Source organism: Streptomyces sp. NBC_00005 (genome assembly GCF_045160215.1).
Lineage (GTDB): Bacteria > Actinomycetota > Actinomycetes > Streptomycetales > Streptomycetaceae > Streptomyces.
The window spans coordinates 2,835,857-2,853,509 of the sequence record NZ_CP108316.1; the positions used below are offsets into that span (position 1 = coordinate 2,835,857).

Genomic DNA, 17,653 nt, shown 5'->3' on the forward strand with positions numbered 1-17,653 from the left:
CGAGATCCCGTTCACCGTGACGGGCACACCGCCCGGCGGCAGGGCGCGCATCCATCGGCGTGGATCGACATCACGGCCTACTCCCGGTCCCTGCTGGGCAGTTCGGCCTCGATCAGGTCGGCCGCCCGGCGCGTCCCGCCCTCCTGGGCCATCTCGGCCTGGATCTGCTTGAGGCGCCGGGTGACCTCGGGGTCGTCGACCAGGGCGAGGGCGGTCGCGCGCAGGGTGTCGGCAGTGGCCTCCTGAGTGGGGACGTGGCGGGCCACGCCCAGGGCCTGGAGGACGTCCGCGTTGCCGAACTGGTCGACGGCCTGCGGTACGGCGATCATCGGCGTGGCGGTGGCCAGTCCCTCCTGGCTGCCGCCCGCCCCGGCGTGTGTGACGAACAGGTCGGCCTGCTTGAGGATCGCCAACTGCGGTACCCAGGAGTGCACTTCGACGTTGGCAGGTACGTCCCCGAGCTCGGCCGGGTCCACTCGACGGCCGATCTGCAGCACCAGGTGCCAGCCCGGCAGACCGCCGAAGGCCTCGACGCACTCCCGGTAGAAGCCCGGCTGGTCGGTGAAGGTCGAGCCCAGCGACACCAGCACCACCTTCCCGGCGCCGGCCGGCCGCTGCCAGTCGCCCTGCGCCTTCCGGTCGCCCTGGCAGGCGCCGACGAAGCTGTACACGGTCTCGTCGACCCGGTCGGCGTTCGGCTGCAGCGCCTTGGGGATCAGGACCAGTGAGCGCGCGGGGCGGCCCATGAAGGGGTCCGGGTGCTGGGTGATCCCGTTCTCCTCCAGCCAGGCGTGGAAGCGGGCGTAGTAGGCCTGCCCGCGTTCCGTGCTCTTCGGCTCCGCCCACATCGGCTCGGCGACCTCCTCCTCGTAGCCCTCCCAGGCCACGAGGTTCGGCGAGAGCGAGACCGCGGGGACGCCCCAGCGGTGGGCGAGGACCCGGGCGGGGTACGAGGTGATGTCGTGCAGGACGAGGTCGGGGACGTCCCCCCGACCCCCCTCGTACGCCTCGATCAGCTGGGGAAGGGCCTGGATCGCGTCGGCCAGAAAGAGCTCCACGTGGTCCAGCAGGGTGCTGCCCCAGGCCGCCGGATCGTCCTCCGGCGAGGGCAGTGTCGACTTCCATGTCTTCACCTCGGCACCGGTCTCGGCGACCTTCTCGGCGAACACGGGCGGAATGGCGTACGTGACCCGGTGCCCGCGGGCGACGAGCTCGCGGATCACCTCGAGGCTGGGGTTCACGTGGCCGTGGGCGGCGATGGAGAACATGGCGATATGAGCGCGAGTGGTCATGATCTCGACGCTAAACGAGACGATACGTCTCGTGCAACTGATTACGGTCTCGTGGCTCCAAGGCCTCACCCGCCCAGCACCTCGTGCAGCCTCAGCCACCGCCCCGGCGGCACCTCCCCCACGAGCACCCGTGGATCCAGGCCCGCGGTGCGGAACGCCGCGTCCACCCGGCGCCTGGGATGCGCGCGCCGCAGCGAGGCGTGCAGCGAGCCGCCGACACCCGAGAAGCCCAGCTCGACGAGGTGCCGCCAGCTGTCGTACGCGGCCGGTTCGAGCAACGGGGTGCGGCGTCGCTCGATGCGTACGATCCCGGCGTCGACGCGCGGCACGGGCCGGAACCGTGTCCTGGCGACCCGGCCGACCAGCCGCCACTCGTACCGGGGCCAGCTGCGGACGGTGACCAGGGTCCAACTCCCGTAGTCCCCGGTGCGCTTACGGGCGTACTCGAGCTGGGTGAGCAGGGTCGCGTCGGTGAGGGCGTGGGCCCGCAGGCACCAGTCGACGATGGCCGCGGTACGGGAGAAGGGCACGTTTCCGGCGACGGAGAAGGGGGTGCGGGGAGGGCGTACGGCGAGGAAGTCGCCGCCGATGACGCGCACATGGGCAGTGCTCGAGAAACGGCTGCGCAGCTCGGGGACCAGCCGTCGGTCGATCTCGTACGCGCGCAGCTCCCGGCAGCGCGGGGCGAGCCGGTCGGTCAACGCGCCCTTGCCCGGGCCCACTTCGAGCAGCAGGGGTGCCTGCCGTCCGTGGGGGACGGCGAGACGGGCGAGGTGTTCGGCCGTCTGACGGTCGGCGAGGAAGTTCTGCGAGAGCGCGCGGGAGGTAGCGGTGGGGCGGGCCATGGCCAGCGGTCCTTGTCTTCCGTGGAAAGGGGAGAGGGCAGCCGAAGGCCCTGACCGGAAGACAGGAAGGAAGAAGAACGGAGCGCGAGGCGAGCCGCGAGGGAATCAGCGGGCGTGGCTCTCCGAGCCGGTCAGGGCACCGGGACCACGACGCATCCGAATGGAGTGCGTGCAGCCCCGGCCGAGACCGGAGATCGAGATCGCGTTGAACGCTGCCACGGACGCCACGCTAGGCGGGCGCCCGTGGCGCGGGCAACGGAATTTCGGCGCGACGCTCGGCGACCACGCCCGCGGGCGCCCGGCGTGGGCGTTGGCGCGGGCGTTCGGCGCGGGCGTCGGCGTTGGCGCTCGGTGTGGGCGTGGATGCTCGGCGCGGGCATGGGCGCTCGACCTGGGCGCTCGGCGCGGGCGCGGATACTCGGCGCGGACATGGGCGCTCGACCTGGGCGCGGGCGTCGGCGCGGGCGCTCGGCGCGGGCATGGGCGTTCGGCGCGGGCGCTCGGGCGCGGGCGTGGGCAAGGGCGTTCGGCGCGGACGTGGGCATGGACGCTCGGCGCGGGCGCTGATACTCAGCGTGGGCATGGGCGCTCGGCGTCGGCGCGGGGCGGACGCGCGGGCGGGCGTGGGCGCTGGCGCTGGCGCTGGGCGGACGTGGGCGCTCAGCGCTGGTAGCGGGCCAGTACCAGGTTTCCGTCCTTCTCCAGACGGTGGCGCAGTTCGTCGAGCCCGATCGCCCCGCTGTAGTACTCCTGGAAGGCGGGGGTTGCCACCTTGTCCTTCCACTCGGGGTAGCCGCGGACGGACTGCGCGGGTGCCGAGATGAGGTGTTGTGCCAGGGCCGTGCCCGTGGCCCAGTCGTCCTTGGTCGTGTTCAGGGCCGGGTCCTGGAGCGCCTCGGTGCCCGTCGGCAGCATCCAGTCCCCCAGGGCCAGCCGCACCATGTTCCTGGGCCGCAGCAGGAAGTCGACGAACTCGGCGGCCTCCTTCTTGTGCGGGCTGTCCTCGGCGATGGACAGCGTCTGCGGGCTGACGCCCTGGGTGAGTCCGTCGGCGCCGGCCGGGGCGGGCAGCACCTGCCAGTCGAAGCCCTTCGGCGCCTGCTGCACGATCTGCTGACGGTAGGAGAAGCCGAGCGGCACCATCGCGTACCTGCCGCCGAAGAAGCCGGGCAGGGTGTCGGAGCCGCCGCTGCCCAGGGTGGTGGGCGAGGCGCTGCGGTCGGTGCCGGCCTGGTCGTGGATCGTGCGCGGCACCACCTGGTCGGCCGCCTCGAAACGGATCGTCACCTTGCCGTCCGCACCCCGGTGGAAGAGCTGACCGCCCGTCGACAGGGACAGGTTGAGGGTGGCGGAAACGGGCTCCTTGAGCGGCCAGGCGACGCCGTACTTCCCCTTGCCGCTCAGCCGCTTCGTCACCTGCCGGAACTCCGCCCAGCTCCACGGCCGTTCGGGCGTCGGGATCCGTACGCCCGACTGCTTCAGCCAGGTCGCATTGGCGATGAGCACGCGCGGCTCCTGGAGGAAGGGCACGCCGTAGACGCCGTCACCGAAGGTCGCCGTCCGCCAACTCCGCTGCGGGATGTCCGACTTGAGCCGCCGGGGCAGCAGGTCGGTCAGATCGGCGAGGTAGCCGCCGTACGCGAAGTCCGCGAGGTCGTCCGAGGCGTCGTGGATGATGTCCGGTGCCTCACCGCCCTCGAAGGAGGTGAGGAGCTGGTCGTGGACGCTGTCCCAACTCCCCTGCACATACTCGACCTTGACGTCCGGATGGCTCGCGTTCCACTCCTTCACCAGCTCCTTGTTGGCCTCGACGGACTCCTCCTGCCAGGCCAGGGACTGGAAGCGGAGGGTGATCCGTCCGCCTGCCGAACCGCTGCCGTTCCCGCCGCTGGTGCAGCCGGCCAGCAGCAGGGCGAGGGCAAGGAGGCAGAGCATTCTGCTGCGCATCAGTTCTTCACCGCCCCGGTGAGCATGCCGCCCGTGATCCGCCGCTGGACGACCGCGAAGACGACCAGCGAGGGAAGGGTGGCGAGGAACGCGGCCGCCGCCAGCGGACCGAGGTCCGCGACGCCCTCCGCGCCGATGAAATGGCTGAGCACGACCGGCAGGGTCTGTCGGTCCGGGGTCTTCAGCAGAACCAGCGCGAAGAAGAACTCGTTCCACGCGGTGACGAAGGCGAACAGTCCCGTCGCCACGATCCCCGGCGCGAGCAGCGGCGCCACCACCGACACCAGTGTCCGCACCCGACCGGCCCCGTCGACCGCCGCCGCCTCCTCGATCTCGGCCGGCACCGCGCGTACGTAACCGGCCAGCATCCACAGCGCGAACGGCAGCGCCCACACCACGTACACCAGCGTCAGCCCCGCCAGCGAGTTGATCAGCCGCAGGTTCTTCAGCACGAGGAACAGCGGGATGATCACCAGGACCAGCGGGAACGCCTGGCTGACGACCACCCATCCGGTGGCGGCCCGCGTCAGCGGGGAGCGGTGCCGCGCCATGACGTACGCCAGCGGCGTCGCGATCAGTACGGCGATCACCGCCGCCCCGGCCGCCGCGAGCAGGGAGTTGAGCGCGGCGTGCAGCAGTGGCTGCTCGTCGAAGGCCTGTCGGAAGTTGTCGAGGGTGGGCTGCCGGGGGATCCAGGTGGGGTGCAGACTGCCCAGCTCGCGCGGTGACTTGAACGCGGTGGAGACCAGCCAGAGGAAGGGGAAGGCGAGGAAGACGAGATACGCGAGCAGTGCGGCGTACTGGCCGACGCGGGTGCCGGGCCTGGTCCTCATGTGTCGTCCCCTCCCCTGAGCCGGCCCGCCAGGAAGACGGCGAGGAGCACCGAGATCAGCGCGACCATCACGCATCCCATCGCCGCCGCGTAGCCGAACTGCCCGTAGCGGAAGGCCTCTTCGTAGGCGAACAGCATGGGCAGGCGGGTGCGGCCGCCGGGGCCGCCGTTGGTCAGCACGTAGACCAGGGCGAAGGAGTTGAAGTTCCAGATGAGGTTGAGGGCGGTGATGGCGAGGGCGACCGGTCTGAGGGCGGGCCAGGTGACCGTGCGGAAGCGGCGCCAGGCGCCCGCCCCGTCGACGGCCGCCGCCTCGTGGAGTTCGCGCGGAGTGTTCTGCAGTCCGGCGAGCAGGGCGACCGTGGTCTGCGGCATGCCCGCCCAGATGCCGACGACGATCACCGCGGGCAGCGCGGTCCCGAGGCCACTGAGCCAGTCCCGGCCGTCGCCGAGACCGAGGTCGCGCAGGGTCTCGTTGAGGACGCCGGCGTCCGTGTTGTAAACCAGGCGCCACATGATGCCGACCACGACCTCGGGCATGGCCCAGGGGATGATCGCGAGGGCGCGGGCGAGCCATCTCAGCCGCAGGTCCTGGTTGAGCAGCAGGGCGAGGCCGAGCGCGAGCAGGAACTGTGGCACGGTCACGCCGACCGCCCACACCAGCCCGATCCGGAACGACTCCCAGAACAGCGTGTCGTGCAACAGGTCCTGGAAGTTGAGACCGCCGATCCACCGGGTGGACTGGGTCCGGCCCGACTGCGCGTCGGTGAAGGCCAGCAGGATCCCGTAGAACAGCGGTCCGACGCTCAGCACGAGGATCGGGATCAGCGCGGGCAGCACCAGGAACCAGGCCCCGCGGTCGGGAAGCCGGCGTTCCCCGGCGGTGCGTGGCGTGCCCTGCGCCGACCGCCTCGTCGCGGTCACCAGTGTCACGTGATCGGCTCCTTCGCGCGGCTCGCGACGGTGTGGGTCGTGACTGTGCGGTCCTGACTGTGCGGGTCGTGACGGAGTGGGTCGTGACGGAGAGCAGGCCGGGTCGGGGTGGGCCGGGTCGGCCTCCGTCATGGTCGTGAAGGCGTTCTGCCTCGTCAAGACACCGCGCACACCGCCCGACCTGTGCGAATGCGAGACTGGCCGCAAGGTGGCGGGAACTCGCTGCCACCGGTGCGGATACATGTGAACAGACCGGGCGGACAGGACACGGAGGCGGACGATGGACGAGGCACGCGCGCGGGACGTACTGGCCGCGGCGGGGGTACTGCCCGGTCCGGCGCGGGACGCGCGGCTTCTCGCCCTGGGTGAGAACGCGGTGTTCGCCGCCGGCGACCTGGTCGTCAAGGTGGGCCGCGACGCCGAACTCCTGGACCGGGCGCGCCGAGAACTGGACATCGCCCTGTGGCTCGCCGAGGCGGACGTGACCGCGGTGCGGGCGGCCGAGCCCAAGCCGCTTCTCGTGGAGGGCCACCCGGTGACCGTGTGGCACCGGATGCCCGATCCCGTACGGCCCGCCGAGCCACGGGATCTGGCCGAACTGCTACGGGTCGTCCACGCACTGCCCACTCCCCCTGTCGATGCCTTCGAACTGCCGCCCCGCGAGCTGCTGGGCGGAGTGGAACGCTGGCTGCGGCTCGCGGGCAACGCCGTCGACCCCGCGGACGCGGCCTATCTGCGCGAGCGCCGCGACGGCTTCGCGACGGCCGCCGCCGCACTCATCCCGCAACTGCCGCCCGGCCCCATCCACGGCGACGCGCTGCCCCGCAACGTCCATGTCGGCCCGGACGGCCCGGTCCTGGTCGACCTGGAGACTTTCTCCGCCGACCTGCGCGAGCACGACCTGGTCGTCATGGCCCTCTCCCGCGACCGCTACGGCATGCCGGCCGAGGCCTACGACTCCTTCACCGGGACGTACGGCTGGGACGTACGCGAGTGGGAGGGCTGCGGTGTGCTGCGCGGCGCCCGCGAGACGGCGAGCTGCGCGTGGGTCGCCCAGCATGCGCCGAGCAACCCCAAGGCGCTGGCCGAGTTCGAGCGGCGGGTGGCGTCGCTGCGGGACGGGGACGAGACGGTGCGCTGGTATCCGTTCTGACGGACCGCTGCCGACGCCGGCGTCAGATCACCGGCTCGTCGGCCGGCTCCCGCAGCGGCCACGTCCCGTCGACCACCGCGCTCGCGTCCCCCTTGCGGCGCAGGAAACTCTGGAAGTCCGCCGCCCATTCGGCATACCACTCGATCTGGCGGCGATGCAGCTCCGCCGGGCCGAGCGCCGCGATCTTGGGGTGGCGGTCGGCTATCGCACAGGCCAGGCCGGCGGCGGCGAGAGCGTCGGCCGACGCGTCGTGGGCGGCGTCGAGCGGGACGCCGTACTCCGTGCAGACCGCTTCGAGGTTGCGCTTGCCGCGGCGGTAGCGGTCGACCCAGCGGTCGATCGTGTACGGGTCGATGACCGGGGCCGGGTCGATGCCGCCCAGGCGCTCGCGCAGGGACGGCAGTCCGTGCCGCCGCAGTTCGGCGGCGAGCAGGCTCAGGTCGAAGGCCGCGTTGTAGGCGACGACCGGGACGCCCGTCTTCCAGTACCCCACGAGGACGTCCGCGATGGCGTCCGCCACCCGGTCGGCCGGACGTCCTTCCGCCATCGCGCGCTCATTGCTGATCCCGTGCACCGCCACCGCGTCCGCCGGGATCTCCACTCCCGGATCCGCGAGCCACTCCCGGCGCCCTATGGGCTGCCCGCCCCTGACCTCGATCACGGCCCCAGTGACGATGCGCGCCTCGCGCGGATCGGTCCCGGTCGTCTCCAGGTCGAAGCCGATCAGCAGCTCCCGGTGCCAGCCCATGGGCTGCCCCCCTTCTTGGTGGTGCTTTCCCCCAGTGGTCTCCACCTTCCCATGTGCCACTGACAATCCGAGGACCGCATTCCGCTTACGGCCGGGGACGGTTCAGGACACGGGCCGCGAATCCACCCAAGCCGTTTCGAACTCCTCGCGGTAGGTCGGGAAGAGCCCGCTGTCGTCGACGTCGCCCGGCTTGACCACCTTGTTCCCGTTGCGCAGGACGAGCACCGGCGCCTCCATGCCCCGGGACCGCCGCAGATAGGACTGCACGACGGCGATGCCGTCCGCGCCGTCCCCGTCGACCAGGTAGGCCGTGCAGCGCGGCGTCTCGTCGTAGACCTGGATCTCGAAGGCGTCCGGGTCGCGCAGTCTGGATCGCACGCGGCGCATGTGCAGGATGTTCATCTCGACGGCGCGGCTCAACTCCCCGCGTTTCATGCTCAGTTCGCGCTCGCGCCGCTTGACCGCGCTGGAGGCCGGGTTGAGGAACAGCAGCCGGACGCGGCAGCCGGCCTCGGCGAGGCGGACGAGCCTGCGTCCGGAGAAGTTCTGCACGAGCAGGTTGAGGCCGATGCCGACGGCGTCGAGGCGGCGGGCACCGCCGAAGATGTCCTCGGCGGGGAACTGGCGCAGCAGCCGCACCCGGTCGGGGTGCACGGCGACCACGTCCGCGTACCGGTCGCCGACCAGGTCCTCCACCGCGTCCACGGGCAGCCGACGGGCGGAGGGCACGTCGCCGCCCGCGCCGAGTACGTCCAGGAGCTTGGCCGAGGCCCGCTCGGCCTGGTTGAGGACCGCCTCGGACAGGGCCCGGTTGCGGGAGACGACGTTGCGGGTGACCTCGAGCTCGTCCAGGGCGAGTTCGACGTCGCGGCGGTCGTCGACGTACGGCTCGAAGCACGGCCAGTGCTGCACCATCAGCTCACGCAGCTGGGGCAGGGTGAGGAAGCTGAGGACGTTGTCGTCGGCCGGGTCGAGCAAGTAGCCCTTGCGGCGGCTGACTTCGCGCACGGCGACCGCGCGCTGCACCCATTCCTGGCCGGCCGGTCCGGCGGCGGCGACCACCCAGTCGTCGCCGTGGACGGGTTCGTAGATGGGCCGCAGAACGGCCGCCACGACCGCGCGCAGCCGCTGTTCGACCAGGTTCAGCCAGATGTAGGCCCGGCCCGCTCGCTGGGTGCGCGTACGCACCTCGCGCCAGGCGTCGGCGTCCCAGTCCAGCTCCGGCCCTATGGAACTCGTCGCCATGGGCCTGGCCAGGGACACCGTGCCGGGCGGGACGTCTGCGGAGTTCCCCTCGTGACCCTCGTCACCAGGGGGCAACTCCAGCCCTCCCGAGCCCACCCAAGCACCGCCTTCCGCTCCCCCGAGCACTCCCCGTCTCAACGATCAAGGAAGGGTACTCCGGGAGTGGTCGGCGGTGCAGCCGGATGGACAGGGTCGTTTCTCAACTACTCGGCTGCCAGTGGCCGTTCTGCGACGCGAGGGCGTCGGGAGTGAGCGGATTCATAGCGGTGACGTCCCTCGGGGCGATGGAGAAGCCCTGCCAGTGGACCGGCATGGGCTGCTGGTCCTCGTCCCGGGCTATGTGGTGGAAGCCCACGTTCATCCAGACGATCGGATGCGTGAGGGTCTGGCCGTTCACCCACTTGTCGACGGACTTGCCCGCTGCGGCAGGGCAGTTGCCGGTGTTGTTGCTCGCGAACTGCTCGCACTTGTTGTACTCGGTGAAGTACACGTCGTGCTTGGTGAAGCTGCGGCCCGGGTACCTGGTGGTCGCGCCGGGGACGATCTCGTACGAGCGCGCGTGCCCGTCCTTGTTCTTGCCCGTCGCACTGACCAGCCGCCACCAGCGGTAGGTCTTGGCGTCGCCCGCGAGTTCCTTGGTGACCTTGGTGCGGGTGGTCTTGTTGGTCGGGGCCTCCTGGCCGTGCGCGGGCGCGCTGACGGCCGAGTCGTACTGCTCGACCTTCGTCTTGGAGGAGCCGTCGAGGCCGAAGTCCAGCCGCCAGAAGACGTTGTGGCTGTGGCTGGTGGCGTAGGCCTTGGCACCCTTGCCGATGGGCCAGCCGCGGCCGTCGCCGGCGTCGTAGTCGTCGAAGGAGAGGCTGCCGGTCGCGCCGACGTTCATGTTGACCGTGCCGTCGTCCTGGAAGCGCCACTCGGTCATGTACTCGTACCAGCCGACCTGGTTGACCGTGTAGACGAGGAGGTCCTTGCCCTGGGCCTGGTAGACCTTGTTCGCGGTGTCGCCCTGCATGCGGTAGGCGTGGCCGCGGGAACGGGTGGTGGTGCACAGGCCGTTGACGTTCGGGTGGGCCGGGTCGATGGCGTCCGGCACCTTGACGGCCTTGATGGTGCCGCCGGGACACTCGCCCGGCGCCAGGTTCATCAGCCCCTGGGCGAAGCCGAAGCCGGTGAGGTCGTCGTACTCGACACTGCCGTCGTCATAGGGGACGTCGATCTGGGCGAGCCGGGCGCTGTTGAGGACCTTGATCGGCTTGGTCTCGCCCTTGGGCTGGTAGGAAACGTTGTCGAGGACGAGCCCGGCCTTGCTGTCGTAGCGCCAGCACATCCGCCAGGTCGTACCGGTGGAGAGCTTCTGCTCGATCTTGTAGGCGGCGCTGCAGTCGGCGGCCGGCGCGGCGGCGGCCTTCGGCTGGGCGGTGGCCGGTCCGGCACCGGTGGTCGCGCCGGCGGCCAGCGCGGCCACCGACAGACCCACGGCCGCGCGCGTGCGGGCACGACTGATTCTGTTGACGCGCATGAAGAAGTGACTCCCTTACAGGAGGAGCAAGTTGGAAAAGCGAACGGAGGCGGCTCAGCCGCGGTCGAGCTTGGCGACCTTGCCGGCGCTGAGGTCGACGATCAGCGACCTGGCGTCGATCCACGGTCCGTTGACGACCTTCGGGAACAGCCGCACGCACCGGTGCTCGCCGCATTTGTCCAAGGCGGCGGGCTGGGCGCCCGGCGTGGCCCGGTACACGGCGCCGTTGAGCAACAGCTGGTCCGGGGACGTGAGTTCCTTGCCGGTGGCGTCCTTGTAGTCCGCCTTCAGGCCCGCACCGAGCGGGTCGGCGATCAGGAGCTTGGCGGCCTCCGCGTTCTCGGCGCGGCTCAGCGGCGGCTGTACGCCGTGCTGCGTGCCGGTCTCCTCGACCTTTCCGGTGTCCAGGTTGACCGTCTTGGTGACGAGGGCGTCGTTCTTGTAGTCGTAGAACGTCACGTCGGCGCGGCGCGGCGCGCTCGGGTCGTCCGTCTCGTCGTTGTCCGGGTCGGCGAGGTCGACGGTGAGGCGCTGTGGCCCGCGCTCGCCCTCCACGTTCTCAGCGGAGTTGAGCAACTGTCGGTTCGCCGCGATCTGCTCGGCCCGCTTGGTCTCGTCGTCGGTGAGCGGGTCGCTGCCCTTGCCCTTGTCGCCGTCGGCCGGCGCCTGCTGGACGACGCCGGGCCGGACCGCTGCGTCCGCCCCCTGGCCCGCCTGCTGCGCCGCCTGGCTGCCGCTGCCGCCCGACTCGTCGGCCCCCGCCGTCCCCGGCAGGGTGATGGCGATCATCACGGCGGTTCCCGCCACCGCGATGCCCGCTCCGGCCACCACCTTGCCCAGATGGCGGTGCACTATCTCGCGCACATTTCCCCCTACTCCCCCTTCATCCCCGGGAGTACGTTTTTGCCCCACTGGTTGGCATAACGATGTATGCACTGGTCGCTCGGTAAGAGGGACGTAAGTCATAGGTGGTTCCATCACTTTCGGGGACACTCGACGCGAAGGCGCCCCCGGCGGCGCGCCCCACCTGAAAGAGTCGTATCCATGCAGGTCTGGCCTGGCGAGGCGTATCCGCTCGGTGCCACGTACGACGGCGCCGGCACCAACTTCGCGGTCTTCTCGGAGACCGCGGACCGAGTAGAGCTGTGTCTGCTGCACGACGACGGCTCGGAGACGGCGGTGGAACTGCGCGAGAGCGACGCGTTCGTGCGGCACGCGTACCTGCCCGGCATCATGCCGGGACAGCGCTACGGCTTCCGCATGCACGGGCCGTACGCCCCCGAGCGCGGCCTGCGCTGCAACTCGGCGAAGCTGCTGCTCGACCCGTACGCGCGCGCGATCAGCGGTTCCATCACCTGGGGCGAGGAGGTCTACGGCTACCACTTCGACGCACCCGACAGGCGCAACGACCTGGACTCGGCGCCGCACACCATGACATCCGTCGTGGTCAACCCCTACTTCGACTGGGGCGACGACCGGCGGCCACGGCGCGGATACCACGAGACGGTGATCTACGAGGCCCATGTGAAGGGCCTCACGATGCAGCACCCGGGGCTGCCCGAGGAACTGCGCGGCACCTACGCGGCGCTCGCCCACCCGGTGATCATCGAGCATCTGGTGGAGCTGGGCGTGACGACGCTGGAGCTGATGCCGGTCCACCAGTTCGTGAACGACCACCGGCTGGTCGACATGGGCCTGAACAACTACTGGGGCTACAACACGATCGGCTTCTTCGCCCCGCACAACGCGTACGCCTCCTGGGGCGACCGCGGCCAGCAGGTCCTGGAGTTCAAGTCGGCGATCAAGGCGCTGCACGAGGCCGGCATCGAGGTCATCCTGGACGTGGTCTACAACCACACTGCCGAGGGCAACCACCTGGGCCCGACGCTGTCCTTCCGGGGCATCGACAACCCCTCCTACTACCGCCTGACCGACGACCCCCGCTACTACATGGACACCACGGGCACCGGGAACTCCCTGCTCATGCGGTCCCCACACGTCCTGCAGCTGATCATGGACTCGCTGCGCTACTGGGTCACCGAGATGCACGTCGACGGCTTCCGCTTCGACCTCGCGGCCACGCTGGCGCGGCAGTTCCACGAGGTGGACCGGCTGTCGTCGTTCTTCGACCTGGTGCAGCAGGACCCGGTGGTCTCCCAGGTGAAGCTGATCGCCGAGCCCTGGGACGTCGGCGAGGGCGGCTACCAGGTGGGCAACTTCCCGCCGCTGTGGACCGAGTGGAACGGCAAGTACCGCGACACGGTGCGGGACATGTGGCGGGGTGAGCAGCGCGCGCTCGCGGAGTTCGCGTCCCGGCTGACCGGGTCGTCGGACCTCTACCAGGACGACGGCCGCCGCCCGCTCGCCTCGATCAACTTCGTGACCTGCCACGACGGTTTCACCCTGCACGACCTCGTCTCGTACAACCAGAAGCGCAACACGGCCAACGGCGAGGACAACCGCGACGGCGAGAGCCACAACCGCTCCTGGAACTGCGGTGCGGAGGGCGAGACCGAGGACGCCGACGTGCTGCGGCTGCGGGCGCGCCAGATGCGGAACTTCGTCGCCACGCTGATGCTGTCCCAGGGCGTGCCGATGATCAGCCACGGCGACGAGTTCGCGCGCAGCCAGCGCGGCAACAACAACGCGTACTGCCAGGACAACGAGCTGGCCTGGGTGAAGTGGCTGGACCCCGACGCGGAGGAGGACGCGGCCGACAGCGAGTTGCTGGACTTCACGCGCGCGATGGTGTGGCTGCGCAAGGACCATCCGGTCTTCCGCAGGCGCCGCTTCTTCCACGGGCGGCCCGTGGAGGGCACCCATGACGAGCTCTCGGACATCGCCTGGTTCACACCGGAGGGCAAGGAGATGACCCAGCGGGACTGGGACACGGCACCGGCCTCCGCGCTGTCGGTGTTCCTCAACGGCAACGCGATCTCCGAGCCGGGCCCGCGCGGGGAGCGGATCACCGACGACTCGTTCCTGCTGATGTTCAACGCTTCGCCCAGGACGCTGGACTTCGTGGTGCCCGTCAACCACGGCCGCCAGTGGCAGGTCGTGGTCGACACCGCCCGCTCGGACGGGGCGACGCCGGACACGGGCCCGAAGGTGCAGGCCGGGGACCGGCTGACTCTGGTGGACCGGAGCCTGACGGTGTTGCAGCGGCCCGTCTAGGGTTCGGTCCGCGCCTCTGCCCGGTCCGGTGTGATCGGCTGCCGGCCGGGTACGCGCGCGTGGAGGGGCGCGTCGGTGGTGGGCCCGGAGTACGAGGCCGGGCGCGCCGTCAGCGCGATCACGCAGGCGAGTGCGGCGACCACGCTCGCCGCCACGAAGGCGGCAGTGGGCCCGTAGGTCTCGGCCAGGCGGCCGGTGACGGCGACCGCGAGGGCCTGCCCGCCGACGATCGCACTCGTCGCGAACGCCATCGCCTCGGCGAGCCGCGCGGGCGGCACCGCGCGCTCGGTGAGCCCGAACACCGTGATCAGGTGCGGGGCGTAGGCGACACCGAGGACGGTGACCACCGCGTAGAGGCCGCCCAGGCTGTGTGTCCACAAGAGGGGCAGGGAGAGCACGAACGCGGCCACGGTCGCCGCCCGCCAGCGGACCGTGAGGGCGATGCGTGCGGGCACGGCGGCCATGGAGAGCCCCGCGACGGCACTCATCACCCCCATGGCGGCGTACACGAGCCCGGCCTGATCCGCCTGCCCGAGCCGCTCGGTGAGCGCCGTGATCCCGGCCTGACAGGCACCGAACATCGCCCCCTGGAGGGCGAGGGCACCACGGAGGGGGTGGACTGAGCGGGGCATGTACCGGCGGGGGTGTGGGGCGGGTGGGGCGGTCGGTGGCGTCGCGACGGCATCGGGTCGTGTCGCCCCGGCCGTCGGGTGCAGTGCGAAGCCGCTGCCGCACAGGGCCACCAGGAGCGCGGCCGCGCCCAGGGCGTTGGCCGGGTGGGACAGGACGGCGGCCAGGCCGACCAGGGCCGGGCCGAGGACGAAGGAGATCTCGTCGAGGGTGCTCTCGAAGGAGAGGGCGGTGCCGACCACGTCGTCGGGGGCGCCGGAGCGGCGGGCCAGGGCGACCAGGCGGGCGCGGGCCAGAGGGCCGATCAGCGGTACGGTCGCGCCCGCCGCCGCTCCGAGGAGAGCCACCAGCGGGGTCGGCAGCCCGGCGAGCGCCCCGGCGACGAGCGCGGCGATCGCGACGGCGTTGGCGAGGGAGAAGACGAGCACGACCGTCCGCTGGCCGTGCCGGTCGGCGAGCCTGCCCACCAGCGGGCCGCAGCTCACCTGTCCGATCGCGAGCGCCCCGCCGGTCAGCCCTGCGGCGGCCAGTGAGCCGCTCGTGCGGGCGACGAGCAGCACGCTGCCGAACTGGATCGTGGCGGTCGGCAGCCGCCCAAGGAAGGACACCGCCGGCAGCAGCGGCCCGGTCAGACCGATGACGTCTTTGTACGTTCTCCCCATGGTCCCCATCGCTCAACGCTAGCCACGCGCGCGTGCACCCGTGGAGGGGACGATGACACGAAGGGCGGCAGGGCGGGTACGTAGGTTTGCATGACACCTGAGCGACTCGACCCCGTGGTGCCCACGGCCACCTATCGGCTGCAGCTGCAGCCCGAGTTCCCGTTCGCCGCCGCCGCGGCCGCCGTGCCGTACCTGGCCTCGCTCGGCGTCTCGCACCTGCACCTGTCCCCGGTCCTGGAGGCCGTGCCGGGCTCGGCGCACGGGTACGACGTCGTGGACCACGCGCGCGTGCGTGCGGAACTGGGCGGCGAGGAGGGCCTGCGCGCGCTGGCGCGCACCGCGCGGGAGCACGGTCTGGGCCTGGTGGTGGACATCGTGCCGAACCACATGGCCATGGCACCGCGCCACAACCGCGCCCTGTGGGAGGTGCTGCGGGAGGGCCCCAAGTCGCCGTACGCGCGCTGGTTCGACATCGACTGGCAGGCGCAGGGCGGGCAGGTGCTGCTGCCGGTGCTCGGGCAGCCGCTCGGCTCGGTGATCGGCGACCTGCGGATCGACGGTGACGTCCTGCGCTACCACGACCACGAGTTCCCGCTGCGCGAGGGCACCGAGAAGCTGCCGCTGCCGCAGCTCCTGGACGCGCAGTGGTACCGCCCGGTGTGGTGGCGGCTGGCCCGAACGGAGCTCAACTATCGGCGTTTCTTCAGCATTTCGGAGCTCATCGGGGTGCGGGTCGAGGACCCGGAGGTGTTCGAGGCCACGCACGCGAAGATCCTGCGGCTGCTGCACGAGGGCGTGGTCGACGGTCTGCGCGTCGACCATCCCGACGGGCTCGCCGACCCCGACGCGTATCTGCTGCGGCTGCACGAGGCGACCGGCGGCCGCTGGACGGTCGTGGAGAAGATCCTCTCGGACGGGGAACCCCTGCCGGCCGCCTGGCCCGTCGCGGGCACCACCGGCTACGACGCCCTGCGTCACATCGACGGCCTCTTCACCGACCCGGCCGGGTTCGGGGAACTCCTCGGTCAGTACCGGCGGTTCGCGGCCCCGCAGACGGACCGGGGCGGGGACTGGGCGGCGACGGTGCGGCGGGCGGCGTACAAGGTGCTCACGCACGAGCTGGCCGCCGAGGTCGACCGGCTGACCCGGGTGGCGAGCGCACTCTGCACCGCCGCACCGGACCCCGGGCTGCGCGACCGCGCTCCCTGGGCGCTGCGCACGGCGCTGCAGGAGCTGCTGGTCCGCCTGGAGGTGTACCGGCCGTACACCTCCGGGGACGCGGCAGCCGTGGTCACCGAGGAGGCCGCGGCCGAGGCGCGGCTCGCCTTCGTCGTCCCGGAGGAGTCCGGCGCGGTCGACGTGGTGCGCGACCTTGTGCTGGGGCGGGGCGGTGACGGGCCCGACCACCCCGACCACACAGAGTTCCGGGCGCGGTTCGCGCAGACCGCGTCGGCGCTGCGTGCCAAGTCCGTGGAGGACACGGCGTTCTACCGCTATGTCCCGCTGCTGTCGGCGACCGAGGTGGGTGGCAACCCGGGGAGCCCGGCGGTGTCCCCCGAGGACTTCCACGCCTACTGCGCGCGCGTGCAGCGCGACTGGCCGGCGACGGGGACGGTGGCGTCGACGCACGACACCAAGCGCAGTGCCGACGTACGGGCGGCGCTGGCCGTGCTCACCGAATGCCCGCAGCGCTGGGCGGACGTACTGGCGGAGGTGACGCGCGCGGGTGAGGGCGTGCCGGACGCGCAGCTGGCGTGGGCGGCGTGGCAGACGGTGTTCGGGCTCGGCGAGGCGGCCGAAGAGCGCGTTCAGCAGGCCCTGTTGAAGCATGTGCGTGAGGCGGGCCTTTTCACGAGCTGGACGGAGCAGGAGCCCGCCTACGAGGAGGCGGTGGCGGCGTTCGTCGCGGCGGGTCCGTGTGGGGTGCCGGGCGAGCACGTGGTCGCCCTCCGGCGGGCGCTGGAGCCCCACATCCGGGCGAACGTGCTGGGCACCGCCCTGGTCCATCTGACGATGCCGGGCGTGCCGGACATCTATCAGGGCACCGAGGGCGAGTACCTGGCACTGGTGGACCCGGACAACCGGCGACCGGTTCGCTTCCCGCCCTCGCAGGACCCCGGCGAGAAGGGCACGGTGACCACGGCGGCGGTCCGGCTGCGTGCGCGGCGGCCCGGCGCCTTCGGGGACGCGGCTACTTACGCGCCGTTGGCCGCCGAGGGCCCGGCGGCGGCCCACTGCGCGGCGTTCGTGCGCTCAGGAGAGGTCGTCACGGCTGTGACGCGGCTGTCGCTGCGGCTGAAGGAGGCGGGCGGCTGGCGGGACACACGGCTTCCGCTGCCGCCCGGGCGCTGGTCCGATGTGCTGTCCCCGGAGCGGGAGTTCACGGGGCACGCGCGCGTGGAGGAGCTTTTCGAGCTGCTGCCGGTGGCGCTGCTGGAGCGCGTCGGCGAAGCCGCAGCGGAAGGGTCCGAGGAGGGCCGCTGACCGGTCGACCGTGCGGCCGCGCCCCGGGTGACCCCATGCCTCTGGCTGCGACGGGATAGGGCATGCCCTCGGACGTGGCCCGGCACATCCGCCCGCACCCCGGCGCAACCGCCCCCTACGGCTGGCGGTAAATGCATCTGGGCGCCCCCAGGAGCCTCCCCCACGATGTCCTTGACAGTTCACAGAGGG

General features: G+C 71.5%; 12 protein-coding genes and 1 pseudogene. 3 read left to right on the forward strand and 10 right to left on the reverse strand.

What is annotated here, in order from left to right:
* Nucleotides 1-77 precede the first annotated feature (77 nt).
* The 5 genes and pseudogenes from mgt to OG303_RS13355 form a co-directional block, all read right to left on the reverse strand.
* A pseudogene (mgt, locus tag OG303_RS13335) lies at nt 78-1,353 on the reverse strand (macrolide-inactivating glycosyltransferase).
* Nucleotides 1,354-1,357: 4 nt separating this feature from the next.
* Nucleotides 1,358-2,137, reverse strand: a complete 780-nt coding sequence (gene erm / locus OG303_RS13340; RefSeq protein WP_405868144.1) for an ErmE/ErmH/ErmO/ErmR family 23S rRNA (adenine(2058)-N(6))-methyltransferase — start codon at nt 2,135-2,137, stop codon at nt 1,358-1,360.
* A 660-nt stretch (nt 2,138-2,797) separates the two neighbouring features.
* A complete protein-coding gene (locus OG303_RS13345) occupies nt 2,798-4,084 on the reverse strand; it encodes an ABC transporter substrate-binding protein (protein ID WP_405868146.1) in 1,287 nt (428 codons plus the stop codon).
* Nucleotides 4,084-4,917, reverse strand: coding sequence for a carbohydrate ABC transporter permease (locus OG303_RS13350; RefSeq protein ID WP_405868148.1), 834 nt, complete (start codon nt 4,915-4,917; stop codon nt 4,084-4,086). Before OG303_RS13350 ends, OG303_RS13345 begins: the two co-directional genes overlap by 1 nt.
* The gene (locus OG303_RS13355) at nt 4,914-5,849 is read right to left on the reverse strand and encodes a carbohydrate ABC transporter permease (protein ID WP_405868150.1); all 936 of its coding nucleotides are present in this window, start codon (nt 5,847-5,849) and stop codon (nt 4,914-4,916) included. Before OG303_RS13355 ends, OG303_RS13350 begins: the two co-directional genes overlap by 4 nt.
* 280 nt (nt 5,850-6,129) lie before the next feature.
* On the opposite strand from OG303_RS13355, the gene OG303_RS13360 reads away from it, so the two are divergent.
* Nucleotides 6,130-7,002, forward strand: a complete 873-nt coding sequence (locus tag OG303_RS13360) for a phosphotransferase enzyme family protein (RefSeq protein WP_405868152.1) — start codon at nt 6,130-6,132, stop codon at nt 7,000-7,002.
* A 22-nt stretch (nt 7,003-7,024) separates the two neighbouring features.
* Here the strand turns inward: OG303_RS13360 and OG303_RS13365 are convergent, their stop codons facing one another.
* The 4 genes from OG303_RS13365 to OG303_RS13380 form a co-directional block, all read right to left on the reverse strand.
* Entirely contained in the window at nt 7,025-7,750 is a 726-nt protein-coding gene (locus OG303_RS13365) for a 3'-5' exonuclease (protein WP_405868154.1), read from the reverse strand.
* A 102-nt stretch (nt 7,751-7,852) separates the two neighbouring features.
* Nucleotides 7,853-9,091 (reverse strand): SAV2148 family HEPN domain-containing protein, encoded by a 1,239-nt coding sequence (locus OG303_RS13370; RefSeq protein ID WP_405868156.1) that lies wholly within the window; start codon nt 9,089-9,091, stop codon nt 7,853-7,855.
* Between the two features lie 103 nt (nt 9,092-9,194).
* The gene (locus OG303_RS13375) at nt 9,195-10,514 is read right to left on the reverse strand and encodes a copper amine oxidase (RefSeq protein WP_405868158.1); all 1,320 of its coding nucleotides are present in this window, start codon (nt 10,512-10,514) and stop codon (nt 9,195-9,197) included.
* A gap of 54 nt (nt 10,515-10,568) precedes the next feature.
* Nucleotides 10,569-11,378 carry a Tat pathway signal sequence domain protein gene (locus OG303_RS13380; protein ID WP_405868160.1) on the reverse strand — a complete coding sequence of 270 codons (810 nt, stop codon included), beginning with the start codon at nt 11,376-11,378 and terminating at the stop codon, nt 10,569-10,571.
* Nucleotides 11,379-11,558: 180 nt separating this feature from the next.
* Between OG303_RS13380 and glgX the strand changes: the two genes are divergently transcribed.
* Nucleotides 11,559-13,688 carry a glycogen debranching protein GlgX gene (gene glgX, locus OG303_RS13385; RefSeq protein WP_405868162.1) on the forward strand — a complete coding sequence of 710 codons (2,130 nt, stop codon included), beginning with the start codon at nt 11,559-11,561 and terminating at the stop codon, nt 13,686-13,688.
* Here the strand turns inward: glgX and OG303_RS13390 are convergent.
* The gene (locus OG303_RS13390; RefSeq protein ID WP_405868164.1) at nt 13,685-14,989 is read right to left on the reverse strand and encodes an MFS transporter; all 1,305 of its coding nucleotides are present in this window, start codon (nt 14,987-14,989) and stop codon (nt 13,685-13,687) included. The two genes, glgX and OG303_RS13390, sit on opposite strands and share 4 nt — an antisense overlap.
* A gap of 81 nt (nt 14,990-15,070) precedes the next feature.
* Here OG303_RS13390 and treY point away from each other — a divergent pair, with 81 nt between their 5' ends.
* Nucleotides 15,071-17,464 (forward strand): malto-oligosyltrehalose synthase, encoded by a 2,394-nt coding sequence (gene treY, locus OG303_RS13395; RefSeq protein ID WP_405868166.1) that lies wholly within the window; start codon nt 15,071-15,073, stop codon nt 17,462-17,464.
* Nucleotides 17,465-17,653 lie beyond the last annotated feature (189 nt).

What these genes read in the sequence shown, in the direction of transcription:
- erm (WP_405868144.1), bottom strand. Translation starts at nt 2,137, where the DNA reads ATGGCCCGCCCCACCGCTACCTCCCGCGCGCTCTCGCAGAACTTCCTC.
- OG303_RS13345 (WP_405868146.1), bottom strand. Translation starts at nt 4,084, where the DNA reads ATGCGCAGCAGAATGCTCTGCCTCCTTGCCCTCGCCCTGCTGCTGGCC.
- OG303_RS13350 (WP_405868148.1), bottom strand. Translation starts at nt 4,917, where the DNA reads ATGAGGACCAGGCCCGGCACCCGCGTCGGCCAGTACGCCGCACTGCTC.
- OG303_RS13360 (WP_405868152.1), top strand. Translation starts at nt 6,130, where the DNA reads ATGGACGAGGCACGCGCGCGGGACGTACTGGCCGCGGCGGGGGTACTG.
- OG303_RS13365 (WP_405868154.1), bottom strand. Translation starts at nt 7,750, where the DNA reads ATGGGCTGGCACCGGGAGCTGCTGATCGGCTTCGACCTGGAGACGACC.
- OG303_RS13375 (WP_405868158.1), bottom strand. Translation starts at nt 10,514, where the DNA reads ATGCGCGTCAACAGAATCAGTCGTGCCCGCACGCGCGCGGCCGTGGGT.
- glgX (WP_405868162.1), top strand. Translation starts at nt 11,559, where the DNA reads ATGCAGGTCTGGCCTGGCGAGGCGTATCCGCTCGGTGCCACGTACGAC.
- OG303_RS13390 (WP_405868164.1), bottom strand. Translation starts at nt 14,989, where the DNA reads ATGGGGACCATGGGGAGAACGTACAAAGACGTCATCGGTCTGACCGGG.
- treY (WP_405868166.1), top strand. Translation starts at nt 15,071, where the DNA reads ATGACACCTGAGCGACTCGACCCCGTGGTGCCCACGGCCACCTATCGG.